This window comes from Pseudomonas sp. Sample_23, from assembly GCF_004307595.1.
Taxonomy (GTDB): Bacteria; Pseudomonadota; Gammaproteobacteria; order Pseudomonadales; family Pseudomonadaceae; genus Aquipseudomonas; species Aquipseudomonas atacamensis.
On sequence record NZ_RCNX01000103.1, the window covers coordinates 17,630 to 39,325 of the forward strand.

Annotated in this window: 16 protein-coding genes; 8 read left to right on the forward strand and 8 right to left on the reverse strand. The window is 61.0% G+C overall.

Translation table 11 applies throughout. The features are described from left to right. Positions 1-86: 86 nt before the first annotated feature. Positions 87-1,433: a 3-deoxy-7-phosphoheptulonate synthase class II gene (locus D8U82_RS27340; protein WP_038861070.1), complete on the reverse strand. Its 1,347-nt coding sequence runs from the start codon at positions 1,431-1,433 to the stop codon at positions 87-89. Positions 1,434-1,584: 151 nt separating this feature from the next. Between D8U82_RS27340 and D8U82_RS27345 the strand changes: the two genes are divergently transcribed. Further along, on the forward strand, positions 1,585-2,340 hold the full coding sequence (locus tag D8U82_RS27345; RefSeq protein WP_024013768.1) for a spermidine synthase: 756 nt from the start codon (positions 1,585-1,587) through the stop codon (positions 2,338-2,340). Positions 2,341-2,449: 109 nt separating this feature from the next. On the opposite strand, the gene D8U82_RS27350 is transcribed toward D8U82_RS27345, so the two are convergent. Further along, positions 2,450-3,241, reverse strand: coding sequence for a crotonase/enoyl-CoA hydratase family protein (locus D8U82_RS27350; RefSeq protein WP_073472434.1), 792 nt, complete (start codon positions 3,239-3,241; stop codon positions 2,450-2,452). A 419-nt stretch (positions 3,242-3,660) separates the two neighbouring features. Between D8U82_RS27350 and D8U82_RS27355 the strand changes: the two genes are divergently transcribed. Continuing rightward, positions 3,661-5,334: a DEAD/DEAH box helicase gene (locus D8U82_RS27355; RefSeq protein ID WP_130903330.1), complete on the forward strand. Its 1,674-nt coding sequence runs from the start codon at positions 3,661-3,663 to the stop codon at positions 5,332-5,334. A gap of 106 nt (positions 5,335-5,440) precedes the next feature. Here D8U82_RS27355 and D8U82_RS27360 read toward each other — a convergent pair whose 3' ends face one another. Next, the gene (locus D8U82_RS27360) at positions 5,441-6,208 is read right to left on the reverse strand and encodes a class III extradiol ring-cleavage dioxygenase (protein WP_130903331.1); all 768 of its coding nucleotides are present in this window, start codon (positions 6,206-6,208) and stop codon (positions 5,441-5,443) included. 103 nt (positions 6,209-6,311) lie between these two features. On the opposite strand from D8U82_RS27360, the gene D8U82_RS27365 reads away from it, so the two are divergent. Further along, the gene (locus tag D8U82_RS27365; protein WP_130903332.1) at positions 6,312-6,968 is read left to right on the forward strand and encodes a thiopurine S-methyltransferase; all 657 of its coding nucleotides are present in this window, start codon (positions 6,312-6,314) and stop codon (positions 6,966-6,968) included. A 172-nt stretch (positions 6,969-7,140) separates the two neighbouring features. On the opposite strand, the gene htpX is transcribed toward D8U82_RS27365, so the two are convergent. After that, positions 7,141-8,028 carry a protease HtpX gene (gene htpX / locus D8U82_RS27370; protein WP_007908619.1) on the reverse strand — a complete coding sequence of 296 codons (888 nt, stop codon included), beginning with the start codon at positions 8,026-8,028 and terminating at the stop codon, positions 7,141-7,143. 303 nt (positions 8,029-8,331) lie between these two features. Next, the gene (locus D8U82_RS27375; RefSeq protein WP_016770856.1) at positions 8,332-9,543 is read right to left on the reverse strand and encodes a pyridoxal phosphate-dependent aminotransferase; all 1,212 of its coding nucleotides are present in this window, start codon (positions 9,541-9,543) and stop codon (positions 8,332-8,334) included. A 224-nt stretch (positions 9,544-9,767) separates the two neighbouring features. On the opposite strand from D8U82_RS27375, the gene msrB reads away from it, so the two are divergent. From msrB to D8U82_RS27390, 3 genes are all read left to right on the forward strand, one after another. Next, entirely contained in the window at positions 9,768-10,163 is a 396-nt protein-coding gene (gene msrB / locus D8U82_RS27380) for a peptide-methionine (R)-S-oxide reductase MsrB (RefSeq protein ID WP_130903333.1), read from the forward strand. A 104-nt stretch (positions 10,164-10,267) separates the two neighbouring features. Beyond that, the gene (locus D8U82_RS27385) at positions 10,268-10,753 is read left to right on the forward strand and encodes a glutathione peroxidase (protein WP_016770854.1); all 486 of its coding nucleotides are present in this window, start codon (positions 10,268-10,270) and stop codon (positions 10,751-10,753) included. Beyond that, positions 10,750-11,208 (forward strand): MarR family transcriptional regulator, encoded by a 459-nt coding sequence (locus D8U82_RS27390; protein ID WP_016770853.1) that lies wholly within the window; start codon positions 10,750-10,752, stop codon positions 11,206-11,208. Before D8U82_RS27385 ends, D8U82_RS27390 begins: the two co-directional genes overlap by 4 nt. Here D8U82_RS27390 and D8U82_RS27395 read toward each other — a convergent pair. After that, positions 11,192-13,513, reverse strand: coding sequence for a response regulator (locus D8U82_RS27395; RefSeq protein ID WP_130903334.1), 2,322 nt, complete (start codon positions 13,511-13,513; stop codon positions 11,192-11,194). The genes D8U82_RS27390 and D8U82_RS27395 overlap by 17 nt on opposite strands. 165 nt (positions 13,514-13,678) lie before the next feature. On the opposite strand from D8U82_RS27395, the gene D8U82_RS27400 reads away from it, so the two are divergent. Continuing rightward, entirely contained in the window at positions 13,679-14,569 is an 891-nt protein-coding gene (locus D8U82_RS27400; RefSeq protein WP_041478431.1) for an ATP-binding protein, read from the forward strand. Next, the gene (locus tag D8U82_RS27405; RefSeq protein WP_016770850.1) at positions 14,566-15,048 is read left to right on the forward strand and encodes a GAF domain-containing protein; all 483 of its coding nucleotides are present in this window, start codon (positions 14,566-14,568) and stop codon (positions 15,046-15,048) included. The genes D8U82_RS27400 and D8U82_RS27405 overlap by 4 nt, the downstream gene beginning before the upstream one ends. On the opposite strand, the gene D8U82_RS27410 is transcribed toward D8U82_RS27405, so the two are convergent. Together D8U82_RS27410 and D8U82_RS27415 are read right to left on the reverse strand one after the other, a co-directional pair. Further along, complete coding sequence (locus D8U82_RS27410) at positions 15,049-17,994, reverse strand: HD domain-containing phosphohydrolase (RefSeq protein ID WP_130903335.1); 2,946 nt, start codon at positions 17,992-17,994, stop codon at positions 15,049-15,051. It lies immediately after the preceding gene. A gap of 49 nt (positions 17,995-18,043) precedes the next feature. Continuing rightward, a complete protein-coding gene (locus D8U82_RS27415; RefSeq protein WP_130903336.1) occupies positions 18,044-21,688 on the reverse strand; it encodes a transporter substrate-binding domain-containing protein in 3,645 nt (1,214 codons plus the stop codon). Positions 21,689-21,696: the final 8 nt, after the last annotated feature.

Genomic DNA, 21,696 nt, shown 5'->3' on the forward strand with positions numbered 1-21,696 from the left:
GGCCCTTTCGCGAGCAGGCTCGCTCCCACAGGGAAACGCATTGCAAATGTGGGAGCGAGCCTGCTCGCGAAGGGAGGCGACGCGGTCTAACGGCGGACTTGCTTCAGAGTCTCGGCAATCAAAAACGCCAATTCCAGCGACTGATCGGCATTCATCCGCGGATCACAGTGGGTGTGATAACGATCGGACAAGCCATCCTCGGTAATCGGCCGCGCGCCGCCGATGCACTCGGTGACGTTCTGCCCGGTCATCTCGATATGGATGCCGCCGGCATAGCTGCCTTCCGCTTCGTGCACCTGGAAGAACTGCTTCACCTCGCCAAGGATCTGCGCGAAGTCACGGGTCTTGTAGCCGCTGCTGGCCTTGATGGTGTTGCCGTGCATCGGGTCGGAGCTCCACAGCACTTGCTTGCCTTCGCGCTGGACCGCACGGATCAGTGCCGGCAGATGATCGCCGACCTTGTTCGCACCCATCCGCGCGATCAGGTTCAAGCGGCCCGGATCGTTGTCCGGGTTGAGCACGTCGATCAGGCGGATCAGGTCATCAGGGTTCATGCTCGGGCCGACCTTGACGCCGATCGGGTTGTTCACCCCGCGCAGGAATTCGACATGCGCGCCGTCGAGCTGGCGGGTGCGGTCGCCGATCCACAGCATGTGCGCCGAGCAATCGTAGTAATCGTTGGTCAGGCTGTCGCGGCGTACGAAGGCTTCTTCGTAGTTCAGCAGCAACGCTTCGTGGGCAGTGAAGAAACTGGTTTCGCGCAGTTGCGGCGAGCTGTCCATGCCGCAGGCGCGCATGAACGCGAGGGTTTCATCGATGCGGTCGGCGAGGTGGCTGTACTTCTCCGCCAGCGCCGAGTTGGCGATGAAATCCAGGTTCCACTTGTGCACTTGGTGCAGGTCGGCAAAACCGCCCTGGGCGAAAGCGCGCAACAGGTTCAAGGTCGCTGTGGACTGATGATAGGACTGCAGCAAACGCTCCGGATCCGGCACGCGGCTCTTTTCGTCGAAGCCGATGCCGTTGACGATGTCGCCACGGTAGGCCGGCAGGGTTACGCCGCCGATGGTTTCGTCGTTGGCCGAACGCGGTTTGGCGAACTGGCCGGCCATGCGCCCGACCTTGACCACCGGGCAGCCAGCGGCGAAGGTCATGACGATTGCCATTTGCAGCAACACTTTGAAGGTGTCGCGGATCTTCGCGGCGGAGAATTCGGCGAAGCTTTCCGCGCAATCGCCGCCCTGCAACAGAAACGCGCGACCCTGGGTGACTTCGGCGAACTGGCGGCGCAGCTCGCGCGCTTCGCCGGCGAACACCAGCGGCGGATAGCTGGCCAGGGTCTGCTCGACCTGGCGCAGGTGCGCGGCGTCGGGGTATTGCGGTTGTTGCTGGATCGGCAGGGCGCGCCAGCTGTCAGGGCTCCACGGTTGGCTCATCACGGTCTCGAAGTTCATACGCAGGGAAGCGCCATGTTAGCAGCAATTAGTGCGTGACCTGCTCCCGCCCCATCGCCGACAATCGCCGCTTTGCCACGGCGCCACAGCGGTGCCATCGCGTCACCGCGCCCGGTGACCATCAGGAGACGAAATGACTGAGGAGCGCGTCGAGCATCTGCTCGCCGAAGTACAGGATGAGTTCGGCGTGATTCGCGTGCTGGAAGTGGCCGATTACCGCTTTCTCGAGTTCGGCGATGCGATCGAGCAGAGCTGCGTGTTCACCGCCGACCCGAGCTGGCTGGAGTACGACTACACTCGCGCGATGCTGATCGGCGCGCTGTGTCACGAGCAGCCGGAGAGTGCGCTGTTTCTCGGTTTGGGCGCGGGCACGCTGACCCAGGCTTGCCTGAAGTTTCTGCCGCTGGAAGACGTCGAAGCCATCGAACTGCGCCCGGACGTGCCGCGCCTGGCCATCGAATATCTCGGTCTGGATGATGATCCGCGTTTGTACATCCGCGTCGGCGATGCGCTTGAACTGCTGCCGACTGCCGAGCCGGCGGATCTGATTTTCGTCGACCTCTATACCGATGTCGGTCCCGGTGTCGGGCATCTGGCCTGGAGTTTTCTCGGCGATTGTCAGAAGCGCCTGAATCCGGGCGGCTGGCTGGTGATCAACCAGTGGGCCACCGACGATGGCAAGCCACTGGGCGCGGCGTTGTTGCGCGGGCTCTATCACCGGCATTACTGGGAGCTGCCAGTGAAGGAGGGCAACGTGATTCTGATCGTTCCGGCGGATCTCGATCAGGCGCTGGACATGCAGGCGCTGACCCAACGAGCCGAAGCGCTGGCGCCGCAGCTGGGTTATTCGTTGCAGTCGTTGATCAACGCGATTCGCCCGGCGACCTGAGCCGGCAGTACCGCCCCCTTCGCGAGCAGGCTCGCTCCCACATTTGAAATGCGTTCGACCTGTGGGAGCGAGCCTGCTCGCGAAAAGGCCCTGACAGGCAGCAGAATCTTCAGATGCCTTTGAAGATCCCTGGCCGCCGCTCCACCAACGATCGCACCCCCTCCCGGGCATCTTCAGTGGCGAGCAACTTCTTCACCAGCGCCGGTAACGCCTGCGCCGCCGCTGTCTCACCCTCATAACGCGCCTGTCTCGCTGACATCAAGGTCGCCTGCACGCCCAGCGGTGCCTGCCGGGCAATCCGTTCGGCCAGCTCGATCGCGCGGGGCAGCAAATCTTCGCTGGCCATCACTTCCTGGACCAAGCCCAGATGCAACGCATCGTGGGCATCGAACTCATCGCCGGTGAGCAACCAGCGCATCGCGTTGCCCCAGCCGGCAATCTGCTGGAAACGCAAAGTCGCGCCGCCAAACGGAAAGATCCCACGCTGCACTTCCATCTGCGCGAAGCGGGTATTGCTCGCGCACAGGTTGATGTCCGCCGCCAGCATCAGCTCGATGCCGATGGTCAGGCAGTAACCCTGCGCGGCGACGATGACCGGTTTGCTCACCCGTGGGCCGACGAAAACGCCCCAGGGATCGCAGCCGCCGCTCGGAACCTGCCAACCTTCGGCCAGCGCCGCGCTGGCATTGACCAGATCGAGCCCGGCGGTGAAGTGTTCGCCATGGCCGAACACCACGGCGACCCGCGCTTCGCGGTCGGCTTCGAACTCGCCGTAGGCCAGGCTCAGGTCGTTGAGCAGGTCGATATCGAAAGCGTTGCGCTTGGCCGCCCGATCGAGGCCGATCAAGTGCACATGACCACGACGTTCTCGGCTGACGCGGCCGGCGCAGGGCTGATTCATGGCTAAATCCTCAAGCGGGAAGGGCGGGTGCGCGGCGCTTTGCCGCAGGTCGGTGAACCGTTTAAGCGTCATCGCCCGCAGGGCCGGGCCTTTGCAAAATAGACCGTTGCGCGATTATCCGCAAAACCCCGTTACACGGCGGTGACACACGGATAAGGGCCACAAAAAAAGCTCCCTTTTCGGGCGAAATCCGGTATAGTGCGCGCCGGCCTTTAACCGGGCCGCGTTTAGGTAGCGCATTTCCCGAAGTCAGCTTCGGCTGCACGTCCGCATTGCGGGCTCTTCCTTGACGATTCATCTTCATTCATTCGTTTTCGCAAATCCCCGCCGACAAAGCTGCCAGGGCGACTCTTGAGTCTCAACACGGCATGCGCAGCTTTGGAGCATGGGTCTTTGCGGATGCACTTAGAGGCAGACCCATGACCCAGGAAACCGGCGGATTCGCCGCTTTTAATCTCAACCCGAATATTCTTGCAGCCGTCGCAGCGACTGGCTACGAAGAGCCTTCGGCGATTCAGCAGCAATCGATCCCGATCATCATGGCCGGCCAGGACATGATTGGCCAGGCGCAAACCGGTACCGGTAAAACCGCCGCGTTCGCACTGCCTATTCTGCACCGCATCGATCCTGCCAAGCGCGAACCGCAAGCCCTGATCCTGGCGCCAACCCGAGAGTTGGCGCTGCAAGTAGCAACCGCTTTTGAAACCTACGCCAAGCAAATGCCAGGCGTTACCGTCGTGGCTGTCTACGGCGGTGCGCCGATGGGCCCGCAACTCAAGGCAATCCGTAATGGCGCACAGATTGTTGTCGCTACTCCGGGTCGTCTGTGCGACCACCTGCGTCGCGACGAGAAAGTCCTGTCGACTGTGAACCATCTGGTTCTCGACGAAGCTGACGAAATGTTGAAACTGGGCTTCATGGATGACCTGGAAGTCATCTTCAAGGCTCTGCCAGCGACCCGCCAGACCGTTTTGTTCTCTGCGACCCTGCCGCAGTCGATCCGCGCCATTGCCGAACGCCACCTGCGCGATCCGCAACACGTGAAGATCCAGACCAAGACCCAGACCGTTACCGCGATCGAACAGGCTCACCTGTTGGTTCACGCTGACCAGAAAACCTCGGCCGTACTCAGCCTGCTGGAAGTCGAAGACTTCGACGCGCTGATCATGTTCGTGCGCACCAAGCAAGCGACCCTGGACCTGGCCAGCGCCCTCGACGCCAAAGGCTACAAAGCCGCCGCGTTGAACGGTGATATCGCCCAGAACCAGCGTGAGCGCGTGATCGACTCGCTCAAGGATGGCCGTCTGGACATCGTTGTCGCCACCGACGTTGCTGCCCGTGGTCTGGACGTTCCGCGCATCACTCACGTATTCAACGTTGACATGCCGTACGACCCGGAATCCTACGTGCACCGTATCGGCCGTACCGGCCGTGCCGGTCGCGAAGGTCGTGCACTGCTGCTGGTGACTCCACGTGAGCGCCGCATGCTGCAAGTGATCGAGCGTGTAACCGGTCAGAAAGTTGCTGAAGTTCGCCTGCCGGACGCTCAAGCCGTTCTGGATGCGCGCATCAAGAAACTGACCAACAGCCTGTCGCCGCTGGTGGCTGATGCCGAATCGACCCACGGTGATCTGCTCGATCGCCTGACCGCCGACATCGGTTGCAGCCCGCGTGCCCTGGCCGCAGCCCTGCTGCGCAAGGCTACCAACGGTCAAGCGCTGAACCTGGCAGCGATCGAGAAGGAACGTCCACTGGTGCCGAACAACGCACCGCGTGGCGACCGTCCTGAGCGTTCCGGTGATCGTCCTGATCGTGGTGACCGCGAGCGTCGCGCGCCAATGCCTTTGGGCGAAGGCCGTGCTCGTTGCCGTACCGCGCTGGGTGCGCGTGACGGTATCGCTGCGAAAAACCTGCTGGGCGCCATCCTCAACGAAGGCGGTCTGGCCCGTGAAGCGATCGGTCGCATCCAGGTCCGTGACAGCTTCAGCCTCGTCGAACTGCCGGAAGAAGGTCTGGAAAAGCTCCTGACCAAGCTGAAGGACACTCGCGTGGCTGGTAAGCAGCTCAAGCTGCGTCGCTACCGCGAAGATTGATCCGCCCTTGGGCTGATTGATCGAACATAAAAAATCCCCGACTGGTTCGGGGATTTTTTTTGCCTGTTCATTGGCTACTGTGGGAGCGAGCCTGCTCGCGAAGGCCTCAACCGAAGCGATAAATATCCATACCCAGCGCCCCCATCGTGAAACCCTGATGCGCCACGCTGAAAACCCCGCCCGCACCGCGAGCAAAATACAACGGCAACAAATGCTCATCACTGGGGTGACTGCGCACGGCATTCGGCGCCTGCTGGCGATAATCATGCAGCGCCGTTTCATCGTCGGCCGCCAGTTTGTCGATCATCCAGTCACGAAAATCCCGCGCCCACGGTTCAATGCTTTCCGGGCCGGCATGCCAGTCCAGCTCGCGGAGGTTGTGGGTGATGCTGCCGGAGCCGATCAACAGAATGCCGTGTTCGCGCAGGCTCGCCAGCGCACGGCCAACCCGGGTCTGCAACGCCGGTCCGCCGCGACTCGGCAACGAAACCTGCACCACCGGAATATCGGCCTGCGGATACATCAAAAACAGCGGCACCCAGACACCATGATCGAACGGTCGTTGCGGATCGAGCCGCGCCGGCAGGTCATTGGTGTTCAACCGCTCAGCCACCTCTGCGGCCAATTGCGGATTACCCGGGGCCGGGTACTGAACTTCAAACAGCGCACGGGGGAAACCGCCGAAGTCGTGCCAGGTTTCCGGATGCGGGTGGCTGCTGACCAGCAGTTCCTGGCTTTCCCAGTGTGCAGAGACGATGACGATGGCTTTGGGACGCGGCAGTTCGGCGGCCAGTCGCGCCAGTGCCGGGCCGCTGGCACCGGGCTCCAGCGCCAGCATCGGTGAACCGTGGGAGATAAACAGGCTGGGCAACATGGACGGGCTCCTGAGCGCTAAGATGAACCATCTTCAGTCAGATCATCGATCTGAATCCAATATAAGTTTCTGCGGTTTTTCATCGGTTTTTCGGGAGTGATCCATGCAGCCTGAGTTTTGGTACAAGAAATGGGATTCGAACCAGATCGGCTTTCATCAGGCCGAGGCCAACCCGTATTTGCAGCGTTACTGGCCGGAGCTGGCGATTGCACCGTCGGCGCGTGTGCTGGTGCCGCTGTGCGGGAAGAGTCTGGATCTGCTCTGGCTTGCCGGGCAGGGACACCAGGTGATTGGGGTTGAGCTAGCCGAAAAGGCTGTCGAGGAGTTTTTCAGCGAACATCAGTTGCAGCCGCAGATCAGCGATAAGGGGGCATTCAAGGTTTATCGCACTGTTGCGTTCGAATTGTGGTGCGGTGATTTTTTTGCGCTGACGGCAGAGGATGTTGCCGGTTGCACGGCGCTGTACGACCGCGCCGCGTTGATTGCCTTGCCGGACGCCATGCGCCAGCGCTACGCGGAGCATCTGCAACAGTTGCTGGCGCCGGAGATGAAAGGGCTGGTGATTACCCTGGATTACGATCAGTCGCAGATCCCGGGACCGCCGTTTGCGGTGAGTGATGATGAGGCGCAGCGGCTGCTGGGCCAGGGTTGGCAGCTGGAGAAACTGGAAGAGCGGGATATTCTGGCTGAGAGCCCGAAGTTTCTGCAGGGCGGGGTTGAGTGGTTGGTGGAGCGGGTTTATCGGGTTTCTTCCAGATAGTTTTCTGTCAGCAGCTCCGGCGTCTTCGCGAGCAGGCTCGCTCCCACAGGGGAATGCATTCCAAAGGTGGGAGCGAGCCTGCTCGCGAAAGGGACTTTGCTGACAACGCATGATCTGAAGATACAAAAAAAGGCCCGCATCGCTGCGGGCCTTCTTTTTCACTTCGGTCAAATCAACCGCGACGACGCAGTGCGTCAATACGCTCTTCCAGCGGCGGGTGGCTCATGAACATGCGGGCGAAGCCCTGTTTGATGCCACCGTTGATGCCGAAGGCGTTCAGGGTGTCGGGCATGTGCACCGGCAGGCCCTGTTCGGCACGCAGGCGTTGCAGAGCGCCAATCATCGCGCTGGTACCGGCCAGGCGGGCGCCGGCTTCGTCGGCACGGAATTCGCGCTTGCGCGAGAACCACATGACGATTGCGCTGGCGAGGATGCCCAGCACCAGTTCGGCGAAGATGGTCGCCACGTAATAGGCGATGCCCTGGCCTTCTTCGTTCTTGAAGATGACCTTGTCGACGAAGTTACCGATGATCCGCGCGAAGAACATCACAAAAGTGTTCACCACGCCCTGGATCAGCGCCAGCGTGACCATGTCACCATTGGCGACGTGACCGATTTCGTGGGCCAGTACGGCTTTCACTTCATCGGGCGAGAATCGCTCGAGCAGGCCCTGGCTGACCGCGACCAGCGCGTCGTTCTTGTTCCAGCCGGTAGCGAAAGCATTCGCTTCGTAGGCCGGGAAAATCCCGACTTCAGGCATCTTGATCCCGGCTTCGCGGGACAATTGCTCGACCGTTTGCAGCAGCCATTGCTCATGACGGGTGCGTGGCTGGCTGATGATTTGCGTGCCGGTGCTCATCTTCGCCATCCACTTGGAGATGAACAGCGAGAACAGCGAGCCGGCGAAACCAAAGACCGCACAGAAGACCAGCAGCTGACTGAGGTCGAGGTCGACCCCGTTGGCCGCCATGAACCCGTTGAAGCCGAACAGGCTCAGGGTGATGCTGGCTATCAGCACGACCGCCAGGTTAGTGGCCAAAAACAGCAGGATGCGCATCATGGTTGTAGAACTCTCCTCAAGCTAAAGATGTAGCGTACTGCGGGGTATATAAGGTGCGGCACCGGGCTATTCAACCGAGTGACTATTTCAAACTGTGTCCTACAGCGGTTTCCTGAGCAAAAAGAAAATTCCCACCCTCGATTCCGACACGGATGACACAGCCTTTCGCCCCGCCGCCATTAGGTCAGATACGTCTGTACGTCTCGCATCGCAAGTGTAGAAGGGCTGCAAAGGCGCGGAACAAAGATGTGTTGCTGAATCAGACAGTGCGCAACAGCCAATTCGTTGCGCACTGCTGGCCCATTACTGGCGGTAGGACTTGAGGAAGTTGCCGATGCGGCCGATGGCCATTTCCAGATCATCGACGCGGGGCAGGGTGACCACGCGGAAGTGATCCGGCCACGGCCAGTTGAACGCCGTGCCCTGCACCACCAGCAGCTTCTCGGAAAGCAGCAGATCAAGCACGAACTTCTCGTCGTTATGAATCGGGCAGACCTTCGGGTCGATTTTCGGGAACGCGTACAACGCGCCCATCGGCTTCACGCAGCTGACGCCGGGAATATCGTTAAGCAACTCCCAGGTGCGGTTACGCTGCTCCAGCAGGCGACCCTGCGGCAGCACCAGATCGTTGATGCTCTGGTAGCCCCCCAGCGCGGTCTGGATCGCGTGCTGGCTCGGCACGTTGGCGCACAGGCGCATGTTGGCCAGCATGTCGATGCCTTCGATGTAACTCTGCGCGTTGTGTTTCGGCCCGGAAATGGCAATCCAGCCGGAGCGGAAACCGGCCACGCGGTAGGATTTCGACAGGCCGTTGAAGGTCAGGCAGAGCAGGTCCGGGGCCAGCGAAGCGGTGCAGATGTGCACGGCGTCGTCATAGAGAATCTTGTCGTAGATCTCGTCGGAGAACACCACCAGATTGTGCGCCCGGGCGATCTCCAGCATGCCCAGCAACACTTCCTTCGAGTACACCGCACCGGTCGGGTTGTTCGGGTTGATGATCACCATGGCCTTGGTGTTCGGGGTGATCTTGGCCTTGATGTCGGCCAGATCCGGGAACCAGTCGGCGCCTTCGTCGCACAGATAATGCACAGCGTTACCGCCAGCGAGGCTGACGGCAGCGGTCCACAGCGGATAGTCCGGGGCTGGCACCAGCACTTCGTCGCCGTTGTTGAGCAGCGCCTGCAGCGACATCACGATAAGCTCGGACACACCGTTGCCCAGGTAGATGTCTTCGATGCCGACACCTTCAACCTGCTTCTGCTGGTAGTACTGCATCACCGCCTTGCGCGCGCTGAACAGGCCTTTGGAATCGCTGTAGCCCTGCGCGGTCGGCAGGTTGCGGATCACGTCCTGGAGGATTTCGTCCGGCGCTTCGAAACCAAACGGCGCCGGGTTGCCGATGTTCAGCTTGAGGATGCGCTGGCCTTCCTCTTCCAGTCGTTTGGCGTGCTTGAGCACCGGGCCGCGAATGTCGTAGCAGACGTTGGCGAGCTTGTTCGATTTGCTGAACTGCATGGCGATGTGATCCCGAAAATGAACGATCCAGGCGGCAAATGGACAACCGTACTGGGATTGCTGCGTCTTCGCACAGGCGGAGGTCTGGCGCTTTAGCGCTCAGAATCCGTTTGAATGCGCCCGGTCTGGCTGCCAGACTGGCGCGTGACGAGGCGCAATCATACGTGCCGCCCGATCCGTGGAAAAGGTACAGATCGGGCTTTTTCAGCCGCTGAGGTGTGATGATGGAAAAGTTGCAGAAAACCCTGGAAGAATGGCGTGCCATGCTCGACTCCGAGCAGTACAACGTCTGCCGTCTGAGTGCCACCGAGCGTCCGTTCTCGGGCAAATACAACGACACCAAAACCGACGGTGTCTACCACTGTGTGTGCTGCAACGAGCCTTTGTTCGATTCGAAGACCAAATTCGACTCCGGCTGCGGCTGGCCGAGCTTTTACGCGCCGATCGGCGATAGCGCGATGGCTGAGATCCGCGACACCAGCCACGGCATGATTCGCACCGAAGTGAAATGCGCGCGCTGCGATGCGCATCTGGGGCACGTATTCCCGGATGGCCCGCCACCGACGGGCCTGCGTTATTGCATCAACTCGGTGTGCCTGAATCTCGAGCCGCGCGAATAACCGAAACAGGCGACATTGCGTCGCCTTTTTATCGAGCAATTAGATTGCGCGCAATTCAATTGCTCGTTATGTTTGCGCCTTCCTCACCATTGCGGAGCCGACCCATGAGCGACAACCTGCTGAATATTCCGTGCACCACCATCAAGGGTGAGCAAAAGACTTTGGCCGATTTCGCCGGTAAAGCGGTGCTGGTGGTCAATACCGCGAGCAAGTGTGGCTTCACTCCGCAATACAAGGGCCTCGAAGAACTCTGGCAGACCTACAAGGACCAGGGGCTGGTGGTACTGGGTTTTCCGTGCAACCAGTTCGGCAAGCAGGAGCCGGGCAATGAGGGCGCCATCAGCGAGTTCTGCGAGCTGAATTTCGGCGTCAGCTTCCCGCTGTTCAAGAAGATCGACGTCAACGGCGCCGATGCTCACCCGCTGTTCGTGCAGTTGAAGAAGCGCGCCCCGGGCCTGCTCGGCTCGCAGGGCATCAAGTGGAACTTCACCAAGTTCCTCATCGGCAAGGATGGCCAGTTGGTCAAGCGTTTCGCCCCGACGACCAAACCGCAGGACCTGAGCGGCGAGATCGAAGCTTTGCTGAAATGAGCCAGCCGGGTGACTCGCTGAAGCTCGACAGCCAGTTGTGCTTCAAGCTGTACGCGGCCTCGCGGGCGGTGATTCGCGCCTATAAGCCGATGCTCGATCAGTTGGGCCTGACCTACCCGCAGTACCTGGCGATGCTGGTGCTGTGGGAGTGGCAGGATGCTGCGCCGGAGCAACCGACGGTCAAGGCCTTGGGCGAGCGTCTGGCGCTGGACTCGGGGACATTGACGCCATTGCTCAAGCGTCTGGAGCAGATCGATCTGGTCCAGCGCAGGCGCTCGGCGCGCGACGAACGTGAGATGCACCTGAGCCTGACGCCTGCCGGAGCCGCATTGCGCGAGCGGGTCGGGCCACTGAAGGCGCGCCTGCTCTGCGACAGTGGCGTTGATCTTGACCGGCTCAACGACTTGCGCGCTGGCCTCGATCACTTGCTCGGGCAAATCAAAGCGCTGGCGTAGTCGGCATCCACTGATCGAGCAGCGCGGCGAGTTCTTCGCGGCGAAACGGTTTGGCCAGATAGTCACTCATGCCCGCCGCGCGGCAGCGTTCGCGTTCCTCGGACATGGCATTGGCGGTCAGCGCGACAATCGGCAGATTCGGCCAGCGCCCGCTCTGGCGAATCTGCCGACTGGCTTCATAGCCATCCATCACCGGCATGTTGCAGTCCATCAGCACCAGATCGAAATCGGCAAACTCCAGCTGATCCAGCGCCTCGGCGCCATGCCCCGCCACCACCACATCGCAGCCAAGCTTGCCAAGCATGCCTTTTGCCACCAGTTGATTGACCGGGTTGTCCTCGACCAGCAGCACCTTGCCCCGGCGCGCGGACGGCGAGGCGTCCGCTTGCGCTTCGGTGAGGGCGGCGACCTCCGGTTGCAGAATCCGTCGCAGATGCTGGTACAGCGCGTTGCGCGCCAGCGGCCGGGCCTGCTGCTGCAAGGGGGCGAGGGCGGCGGCTTCTTCGCTGGGCAGAAAACTGCCGTAAGCAGTCACCAGCAGAATCGGCGCGGTGATGCTCGGGCGCAGACCGAACAGGCATTCCGGACAATCGGTGATCAGCACATCCGGATTCAGGCCCAGCAGCGAATCATCAATAGTGCGCTGCGTGTATTCCAGGCCCCACACCGGCAACAGGCTTTTCAGCAATTCCGCCAGGCCACTGCTGGCTGCAGTAATGGCGAGGACCTTGCCACGTAACGGCTGGGGAGGGAGGGCGCGAGTGTGGCAGGGCAGTGGCAGCTCGGCACAGAACTGGCTGCCAAAACCGCTTTCGGAGCTGATGGTCAGGCGCCCCTGCATCGCTTCGCACAGGTTATATGTCAGCGCCAACCCCAGCCCGGTGCCGCCGTACTGACGGGTGATACCAGCGCCGGCCTGGGTGAACGGCTGGAAGATTTTCACCTGCGCTTCCTGGGCGATGCCGATGCCGGTGTCGCAGACTTCGATGCGCACGCCATCCTTGTGAGCTGACAAACGCACATCGACCCGACCGAAGCGGGTGAATTTCAGCGCATTCGACAGCAGGTTGCTGACGATCTGCCGCACTCGGGTCGGGTCGCCCAGCACCAGCGCCGGGAAGTGCGGCTCGATCAGGCAGGTCAGCTCTACGCTCGGCGCGGCGTTCTGCGAGAGCAGGTTGGCGGTGTCTTCGATCAGCGAGCCGAGGTCGAACGGGATGTTTTCCAACTCCAGTTGCCCGGCGTCGAATTTCGACAGGTCGAGAATATCGTTGAGCAGTTCCACCAGCACCTTGCCCGAGTCGTGGGCGATCGACAGTTGTTGCTGCTGCTCGGCGTTGAGCGGGCCGTCCAGCGACAGCGCGATCATCCCCAGCAGACCGTTGAGCGGTGTGCGGATTTCATGGCTCATGTTCGCCAGAAACGCCGAACGCGCTTCGGCCATGTCCAGTGCAGTACGGCGGGCCACTTCGAGCTCTTCGTTGGACTGGCTGAGGCGGGCGTTGATTGCCTTGAGTTCGGCGGTGCGCGCCGAGACGATGTCTTCCAGTTGCGCGAGGTATTCGGTCAGGCGGTTTTCTGCGGTTCGCCGCTGCTGGATTTCGGTGGCGATGTTCTCGAACTGCTGATTGGCGACCTTGACCAGCACGCCGATCTCATCGTTGCCGTGGCCGGCCGGGCACTCGAGCGTGGTCGGCTCGGCGCTGCGCGGGTCGCGACCGCTGAGCTCACGGATGACCCGCACCAGTGGCTTGGTCAGCATCACGTAGAACAGCGCCAGGAGGATACCGGTCAGCAGCAGGCTGCGGGCGAAACCGTTGAGCAGGGTGACTTCCGCGCGGCGCAGGAAGCGGCTGCCAAAGGCGTAAGTGTCGACTTCCAGTTTGAGGACGCCGAGGGATTCGTTGGGCAAATGGTCGAGGTACAGGCGATCTTCGAAATGACGCTTGGCGCCGAACAGGAAGTCGCTGATCAGCCGATAGCTGCTCTGCAGCTCCGGGCGTTTGACGTTGGCCAGGACGGTCTCGTTGTTGTCGATCAATTGCGCGGCGATGATCGCCGGCGAGCGCAGCAGGCCGAGGGTGAGCTCCTGCGCCAGTTCGGCATCGATGTTGTAGGCGATGCGCGAGGCCGGATTGTGGCTGATTTCCAGCAGTGCGAGGATTTCCCGGTTGATGGAAGCGTCTTCGCTGGCATAATCGATGCCGATCTGCAGCAGACTGAGCAGGGTGCCCAGAATGAACCCGACCAGCACGGTAAGCCTGGCTTGCTTGTAAGACAGCCGGTGGGTGAATTTGATATCCATGGGTTGTTGAACCACTTCCGTTTCCCTTCGCTGCTCAAGCATAGTCGATCATGCAGGGATACCGAGGTTCCCGAATCGCCTTGTAACAAGGCTTGCTGAGGCGATTTTATCTGTATGTCGTCGCTGGATCGTCATCATCACTGTGAAAGTGCCCGAGGAGAAGACGTGGATTCCCGATTGAATGCTTTTCTTGAACGCGCCGAGTCGGTTCTGGCGCGAATCGAACCACTGTTGCCGGCACCGCGCCCCGTCATTGACTGGAACACATGCCTGGCAGCGCGCTGGCAGCGTGACGGTCGCAGCGGCTACCTGTTGCCGCTGGAAGTCAGCCTCGACATGCGTCTGTCCGACCTGATCGGCGTCGACCGGCAGTTGGAGCAGTTGGGGCGCAACACACAACAATTTCTTGATGGCATGCCGGCCAACCACGCCTTGCTCTGGGGTTCGCGCGGTACCGGCAAGTCTTCGCTGGTGCGTGCGTTGCTGGCCGAGCACGCCGGTGCCGGCCTGCGTCTGATCGAGATCGAACGCGATCACTTGGCTGACCTGCCACGGGTGGTCGAGCAAGTCGCCAAATTGCCGCAACGTTTCGTGCTGTTCTGCGATGACCTGTCGTTCGAATCCGGCGAAGGCGACTACCGCGTGCTGAAAAGCGTGCTCGACGGTTCGCTCGAGCAGGCACCCGACAACGTCTTGCTGTACGCCACTTCCAACCGCCGCCACCTGGTGCCGGAAAAGGAAAGCGACAACGAAAACTGGAAGCGCGTCGACGGCGAACTGCACCCGAGCGAAGCGGTGGAAGACAAGATCGCCCTGTCTGATCGTTTCGGTCTGTGGCTGTCGTTCTACCCGTTTACCCAGGAACATTTTCTCAACGTCGTCGAGCACTGGATCGGCCAGTTGGCCGCCAAGGCCGGCCTGAGCTGGCAGCGCGACGAAGCACTGGACATCCTCGCCGTGCGCTGGGCCACCGGCCGCGGTAATCGCAACGGACGTTGCGCGTATCAATTCGCCCGCTACTGGGTGGGACTGAAATTGCTGGAGCACAAGGCATGATTGATTTGCAACAAAGCGGCCAGGGCCTCGAAGGCTACGGTATGTTGGCCGCGCAACTGGAATCGCTACTGGCGGACGAACGCGACTTCATCGCCAATGCCGCGCAGTTTTCCGCATTCCTGTTCAACCAGCTCGATGATCTGAACTGGGCCGGTTTCTACCTCAATCGCAACGAAGAGCTGGTGCTCGGCCCGTTTCAGGGCCAGATCGCTTGCGTGCGCATCCCGTTCGGGCGCGGTGTTTGCGGCGCTGCTGCTGCCAGCCTGCAAACCCAGCGCGTCGAGGATGTACATGCCTTCCCGGGCCACATCGCCTGCGACAGCGCGTCCAACAGCGAACTGGTAGTGCCCTTGGTCAAGGACGGACGCCTGATCGGTGTGCTCGACCTCGACAGCCCGAAGCTGGCGCGTTTCGGCGCCGAGGATCAGGCCGGCATTGAGCAACTGGCGGCGATTTTCCTGCGCCTGACCGACTGCTGATCAACCGCTGAGGCCAGCCTTGTGCAACAGGCTGGCCGTATCCACGCTGTCGATTTGCGCGGGATCAAGAAACCGCGTCGCGTACTGCATGTACACACCCTCATTGATGAACAGGCCGAACAACGGCGCATCGATGTGCGCTTCACGGCACATGGTCGCCATGATCCCCAGCGCCTCGCTCAACGACTTGGCTTTCTTGTAAGGGCGATCGGCGGCGGTCAGCGCTTCGAAGATATCGGCAATCGCCATCATCCTCGCCGGCAGGCTCATCTCCTCGCGTTTCAGCCGTTTCGGATACCCGGTGCCGTCCATTTTTTCATGATGACCGCCGGCGATCTCGGCAATGCTGTCCAGGTGACCGGGGAAGGGCAGGTGGCTGAGCATCATGATCGTCTGCACCATGTGATGGTTGATGATGTAGCGCTCTTCACGGGTAAGGGTGCCGCGGGCGATCTTCAGGTTGTACAGCTCGCCGCGGTTGTACTTGTACTCGGGTACATCGAGTTTGAAGCCCCAGGGGTTGTCCTCGGGGATCAGCTCGTTCTTGTCGCGTTCGATCAGATGCTCGGGTTTGTCGGCGAGCAGTGTTTCACTGACGGGCAGTGTCGGCGCCGATGTTTTTGCCTGGCGGCGGTTTTCTTCCCATGACACACCGAGGCGATCATCCAGTGTGCGCAGCCATCTGCGTTGCGCGACTTGCTCGAGGCGCAGCAGATCGGCCTCGGCCATGGCCTCGCCACCGAGATTGCAGCGGGCGACAAAGGCGAAGTCGTCATCGAGCATCAGCAACTCACTATCACGGGCGCGGGCCAGCGCCGCTTCGTCTGCACCGCTTGCCAGCGTCTGCCAGTAGTTGATCCACACGTCACGCTTGAGCACCTCGAAGCGGGTGCGGATTTCGTGGATGCGGTCGTTGATGGTCTCGAGCTTGGTGGCTTTGTCGACCACGTATTCCGGCGTCGTGACCTTGCCGCAATCGTGCAGCCACGCTGCGATGTGCAACGCCTCCCATTCATCCTCGCTCGGTTGGTAGGCGCTGAACGCCGGGTCCTGGCTTGCCGCAGCGGCCTGGGCGAGCATCAGCGTCAATTCCGGCACCCGCTGGCAATGGCCGCCGGTGTAGGGGCTCTTGGCATCGATCGCGCTGGCGAGCAGTTGGATGAAGGCATCGAGCAGTTGTTTCTGCCGCGCTTGCAGACGCTGACTTTCGATGCTCACCGCCGCCGCGCCGGACACCGCCTGCAAGAAGGCGATACGGTCGGGGCGCAGCTTTTCCAGATCGCCCGGCGCGCCGCTGTCATTGACCAGCAGAATCAGCAGGCCGATGGTTTCGTCGTGCTGGTTGTGCAGGCGGATACCGATCAAGTGAATGCGCGGTGATTCCATGGCCAAGAGGATTTTCTGCAAGTCGCCGGCCTGATCGAAGCCCAGATGGCTGACGGTATTGTTGGCGCTGGCCAGTTGCTCGAACCACGCCGGGCCGGTGTTCTTATGCAGCTCGCGTCCCTCAATGTCGAACGCCTCCAGCTTCCGCGGCACGCCATCAATCACCAGTCCATAAGGTTCCATGCGCGCGCCGTCGGCTTCGCGCAGGTAGATCAGACCGGCCTGTGCCTGAGCGATCTGCACGGTTTCGAACAGCACGCGTTCGAGTAGCGGGGCAAAACGGGTTTCGGCGCAAAGGCTGTCGGTGATGCGGAAGAAACTGCCGAGGGTTTCTTTCATCCGCGCCATCGACAGGCTCAATTGATCGACTTCCAGTACGGGCGAGCGGCGCGCCAGCGGAGAACTGAAGTCGAAGCTGCGGATCGCGTCGGCTTCTTTGACCAAGGCATGCAGCGGCTTGACCAGAATCCGCGAAATCACCCAGCCCAATGGCAGGCACAGCAACAGGATGGCGAGGGTGATCAGCGCGCCTTGCCAGCGCATGCGGAACGCATCCACCAGTAATTCGTCTTCCGGCACCAGCAGCGCCAGTTGCAGGCCTTTCGGCCCGCCTTCCTCAATGCTGGTGCGCGCGACGATCCATTGCCGGTCGTTTACTTGCAGACGCTTGCCGATAGTGTCGGAGCTGAGCAGCGTGTTCAGTTCAGGGCTGAGATCGGCCGCTCTGGCCAGACGCGCAGTGCGGTCATCGATGATCAGGCGATGGCTGTCGTGATAGGCCACGGCGTTGCCGTCGGTGTCGTACAACGCGATCTCTGTCGAAGGCGTGACCCGGTGCTTGCCCAGGGCGGTCGACAGCGAAGCGAGGGTCAGATCGGCGCCAATCACCGCGTTCTCGCCGCTGCGCCGGGCCAGCGTGGTGCCGACATTGTGGGTCGAGAAAAATACATAGGGCTCGGTGGTGATTTGCCCGGCCTGTTGCAGGGCGTCGCTGAACCAGGTTCGGCTGCGCGGATCGTAAGGCTCGTCTGGATGATCGCGGCGGCTGAGCGGCGTCAGCGCCTGATCAAAGAACAGTGATTGCGAGCGTACAGTGCCTTGCGGCTCGTGCTCGATGCTCCAGACCTGATAGGCCGCCGCTTCCGGCGCCTGAAGCTGTGCCTTGAGTTCCGCCGTGCGCAGCGCGCGCACCATGAAGAAATCACCATTGGTATAACCCAGATACAGCGATGCCAGCGCCGGGTTGTCGGTGAGCGACTGGCTGAAGGGTTTGAGCAACGGCAGGCGTTGTTGCAGATCGCTCGCGTGGGCCGCCGGGGTGTCCGCCAGCAGGCTCAGCAGGTTGCGGATCGGTTGATAGGTTGCCTGCAGATCGAGGCGTACATCCTGCTCGATGCGGTCAAACAGCTTTTCGCTGCTCGACAGGATGATCTGCGTGGTCTGGTGGTAATTGAACAGGCCCAGCACCACGCCCGTAAGCAATAAAAGAAAGGTGAACATGACGCTGATGTGCACGTGCAGCGGCAACCGGCGTTGCTCGGGGCGCAGTGGGCTGTGCATTGCTGGCTCTCCATGAATGTTTAACTCACTGCTCAGCGTCCAAGCATAGTTAAGACTCGCTGACTGTGCCTTGATCGGCCAGGGTCAATTGCTGCTGCAGGGCCTGCGCCAGTTCGAGCATCGCCTGGCTGGTTGCCGCCCAGCGACGGGCAATCTCCTGTGATGCGAGCGCTTGCTCGCAAGCGGTCTCAAGCTCATCACAACATTCAATCAGCCGCGAGGCCTGCGCGATGCGTGCTGCGCCCTTGATCTTGTGCGCAACCACCGCCAGCGCTTCGCGATCATCCTCGGGTGACAGCCTGAGTAGTTCCTCGCGGTCGAGGCGGCTGCTCTTGAGGAGCTCCACCAGCATGCGTCGGGTTTGCCCGGGGTTGTTGCCGGTCAGCAAGCTCAGACTTTGCAGGTCGAACACCGAGGCCGGTGATGCCGGCGTGATGCCGTCGATCCACTGTCCGAGCAGGGTCAGACTCAACGGTTTGAACAGGCAGTCGTCCATGCCGGCGAGCTTGCAGCGCTGGACTTCTTCCGGCTGGGCATTGGCGGTGAAACCCAGCACGGTGCACGGCGGGCGATGGTTTTGCAGTTCAAGCTGGCGAATCCCACGGGTCATGTCATAGCCGTTCATCAAGGGCATGTTGCAGTCGACGATCACCAGATCGAAATGATCGGCCTTCCACCGTTCGAGGCCGCTGCAGCCATCTTCGGCAATGCTGAAGCGATGCCCGAGAAACTCAAGTTGCTGACACATGAGCAGACGGTTGGCCGGATGGTCGTCGACAACCAGGACATGTAACGGCATGGTCGCGGGCTTGATCAACGGTTCGCTTTTCGGCGGATTCGCCTTTGCCGGCAGGCTGTCCAGCGGCAGCGATATGCACACCTGAGTGCCGATGCCGGGCTGGCTGCTCAACTGCAGTTGTCCGCCCATCATTTCGCACAGGTTGCGACTGATGACCAGCCCCAGTCCGGCGCCGTTTTTTGCCTGCCGACTGCCGTTTTCCGCCTGCGAGAATGGCTCGAACAAGCGCTGTTGATCTTCGGCGCTGATGCCTGAGCCGCTGTCCTGCACGGTCAGCTGCATCAATGTTCGACCAGCAGCGTCTGCCGGGATCAGGTCGAGGGTGATCCGCACGTGGCCGCTTTCGGTGAACTTGATAGCGTTGCTGACCAGGTTGGACAGCACCTGCTTGAAGCGTAGCGGATCCAGATGTACATCCACAGCCGGGTGCGGTGGGTTGAAGACGACTTGCAAGGCAAGGTTTTTCTGCCGCGCGAGGCCGTCGAAGATGCGTGCAACGGAGGTCACGGTATCGACCAGATTGATCCATTCCGGGGACAGGCTCAGACGTCCCGACTCAATGCGGGCAATGTCGAGGATATCACCGATCAGCCCGAGCAGATCCTTGGCCGAATGATAGGCCGTGTCGATCGAAGCGCGATCGGGGTGTTGCGGATCGATGCGTCGCAGGGTCAGTTCGAGCATGCCGATTACGGCGTTCATCGGTGTACGGATCTCATGGCTCATGGTTGCCAGGAAGGTACTTTTGGCCCGGTTCGCCTCGTCCGCCTGTTCTTTGGCTGCACGCAGTTTTTCAAACAATTGGCGGCGTTCACTGATGTCTATCCAGCCGCCGATAATCCCTTGAACGTCACCGCTGGAGTCGCGGTAGGGAAGAATCCAGTGGTAAATCGTCAAACGGCGGTTGCCGATGTGCAGGGGCCGGTCGAGGATCAACGGAATGCCTTCGGCAATGACTCTCTGGTAATCGGCCTGGAATGCCTCGGCCTCGCATGCGTTGCTCAGGGTGCCCTGCATCACGCCTTTGCCGATGATGTCCTCGCGTCTGGCGCTGAACGCTTCGAGATAACTGTCGTTGCAACTTTGCAGCAGACCCTGGCGATCTCGCACGTAGATCGGGTGCGGCGTGCCGTTGACCAGCGAGCGCATGAACTCCAGTTGATCGTTCAGTGCACGTTCGGCAGCCTGGCGTTGTTTGATCTGGTGGCGCATGTAGGCGTTCCAGGTCAACAACAGCAGCAGGATCAGGCCGGCGGCTGCGACTACTTGGTAGAACAGGCGCTGGTAGTTTTGCCAGATGTTCTGTGATGCCGTGGAGTAACCGCGCCAGCGGCCGTTGATCACGCCGAGCTCCTCTGGAGCGATGCTCAGCAGCGCCTTGTTGATGATCGAGGCCAGTTCGGTGTTGTCACGTGCGGTCGCCAGCGAGAAGGCTGCCTGACTGGTGCCGATCGTGGTGGTGATTTGCAGTGGCCGATCGAATATGCGCGAGGAGATGAAATAGTTGGCGATCACCAGCGAGTTCACCGCACCGTCGACATGGTTGTCGGCGAGCATCGACACGGCGCTGAACGTGTCGGGGGTTTCGATCAGTTCGATGCCCGGAAAATTCTCATGCAAGTAGGCGACCAGCGGATTGCCTTGGGCGATCGCCAGACGCTTGCCTTTGAGCTGGCCCAGATTGGTCGGGCTGTCGGCGCTTTTGCGGGTCAGCAGCACGTAGGAATTTTCCAGATACGGGCGACTGAAACTCAGGTTTTTTTCACGTTCGGCGCTGGGCAGCAGGGCGGCAATCAGATCGGCTTTGTGGTTGTCGATCTGCCTGATCATTTCCGCATCGTTGCGGCTGCGCTGAACCTTGAAACGCAGGCCGGTACGCAAGCGGATCAGCTCGAGCAGGTCGGCGCTGATGCCGCGGAAATTGCCGGCGCTGTCGAAGAAGGTCAACGGTGCGTAAGCTTCATTGACCACCACGCTGACGACGGGATGCTGCTTGAGCCAGTTTTCCTCCCGATCCGTCAGCTGCAGTTTTCTGTCAGTGAGCAGCAGGTCGCTGCCGGCGCTCCAGCGCTTGGCGATGTCGTCGCGCTGACTGCTCGGGATCGCTGCGAGCACCGTGTCGATAATGCCCAGCAGCTGCGGATTGCTGCGCCGCACGGCGAAGCTGAAGCCATGGGCTTCCTGCTTGCCGAAGTTGGCCATACGGACATTGTTGAGATAGCCCTTGTTGATCATGTAATGGGTGGAGAGGGTGTCGCCGAGAAACACATCGGCCTGGTCGAAGGCCACCGCGTTGATTGCGTTCTGGTAGGACGGATAGCAAGTGATCAGCGCTTTGGGATACAGCGCTTTGATCTCGGGCACCGGCAGGTAGTGATACACCATGCTCAGGCGCAGGCCGGCGAGGCCTTCGGTCAGCGAGCGGGTTTCGTCCTCGCGGGTTACCAGTACCGGCTGATCGACCGCATAGGGTCTGGAAAGCGCGAGGTTGGCATTGCCTGCTTCGTAGCCGTTGGCTGTGCCAAGCAGGTCGATCTGGCCATCGATCAAGGCGCGAATTGCAGCCTCGCGCGAGGGAAAGCGTTGCACGCGAATCGGCAAACCGGTGGCCTGACCGAGAATCCCTGCGTAATCGGCGGTCAGTCCCTCGTAGTCCTGGCCACTGACGGTCATGTCGAATGGCGGGTAATCAGGTGCGGAGGTACCCAGTTTCAGTTCGCTGCGAGTCTGCAGCCATTGCCGTTGTGACGGCTGCAGGACAGTTTGCACGGCCTCGGTGGCCGAGCGGCTGAGCAATGCATAGTCCGGTGAAGCGCTTGGCGCGGCGAGGGCATTGGCGCTCAGGTACAGAACAGCGCTCAAGGCAATCAGGTAGTCCTTTACACGGCTGGGCATGCGGAGTC

Coding starts and splice junctions, on each gene's coding strand:
- D8U82_RS27340 (WP_038861070.1), bottom strand. CDS start 1,433: ATGAGCCAACCGTGGAGCCCTGACAGCTGGCGCGCCCTGCCGATCCAG.
- D8U82_RS27345 (WP_024013768.1), top strand. CDS start 1,585: ATGACTGAGGAGCGCGTCGAGCATCTGCTCGCCGAAGTACAGGATGAG.
- D8U82_RS27350 (WP_073472434.1), bottom strand. CDS start 3,241: ATGAATCAGCCCTGCGCCGGCCGCGTCAGCCGAGAACGTCGTGGTCAT.
- D8U82_RS27355 (WP_130903330.1), top strand. CDS start 3,661: ATGACCCAGGAAACCGGCGGATTCGCCGCTTTTAATCTCAACCCGAAT.
- D8U82_RS27360 (WP_130903331.1), bottom strand. CDS start 6,208: ATGTTGCCCAGCCTGTTTATCTCCCACGGTTCACCGATGCTGGCGCTG.
- D8U82_RS27365 (WP_130903332.1), top strand. CDS start 6,312: ATGCAGCCTGAGTTTTGGTACAAGAAATGGGATTCGAACCAGATCGGC.
- htpX (WP_007908619.1), bottom strand. CDS start 8,028: ATGATGCGCATCCTGCTGTTTTTGGCCACTAACCTGGCGGTCGTGCTG.
- D8U82_RS27375 (WP_016770856.1), bottom strand. CDS start 9,543: ATGCAGTTCAGCAAATCGAACAAGCTCGCCAACGTCTGCTACGACATT.
- msrB (WP_130903333.1), top strand. CDS start 9,768: ATGGAAAAGTTGCAGAAAACCCTGGAAGAATGGCGTGCCATGCTCGAC.
- D8U82_RS27385 (WP_016770854.1), top strand. CDS start 10,268: ATGAGCGACAACCTGCTGAATATTCCGTGCACCACCATCAAGGGTGAG.
- D8U82_RS27390 (WP_016770853.1), top strand. CDS start 10,750: ATGAGCCAGCCGGGTGACTCGCTGAAGCTCGACAGCCAGTTGTGCTTC.
- D8U82_RS27395 (WP_130903334.1), bottom strand. CDS start 13,513: ATGGATATCAAATTCACCCACCGGCTGTCTTACAAGCAAGCCAGGCTT.
- D8U82_RS27405 (WP_016770850.1), top strand. CDS start 14,566: ATGATTGATTTGCAACAAAGCGGCCAGGGCCTCGAAGGCTACGGTATG.
- D8U82_RS27410 (WP_130903335.1), bottom strand. CDS start 17,994: ATGCACAGCCCACTGCGCCCCGAGCAACGCCGGTTGCCGCTGCACGTG.
- D8U82_RS27415 (WP_130903336.1), bottom strand. CDS start 21,688: ATGCCCAGCCGTGTAAAGGACTACCTGATTGCCTTGAGCGCTGTTCTG.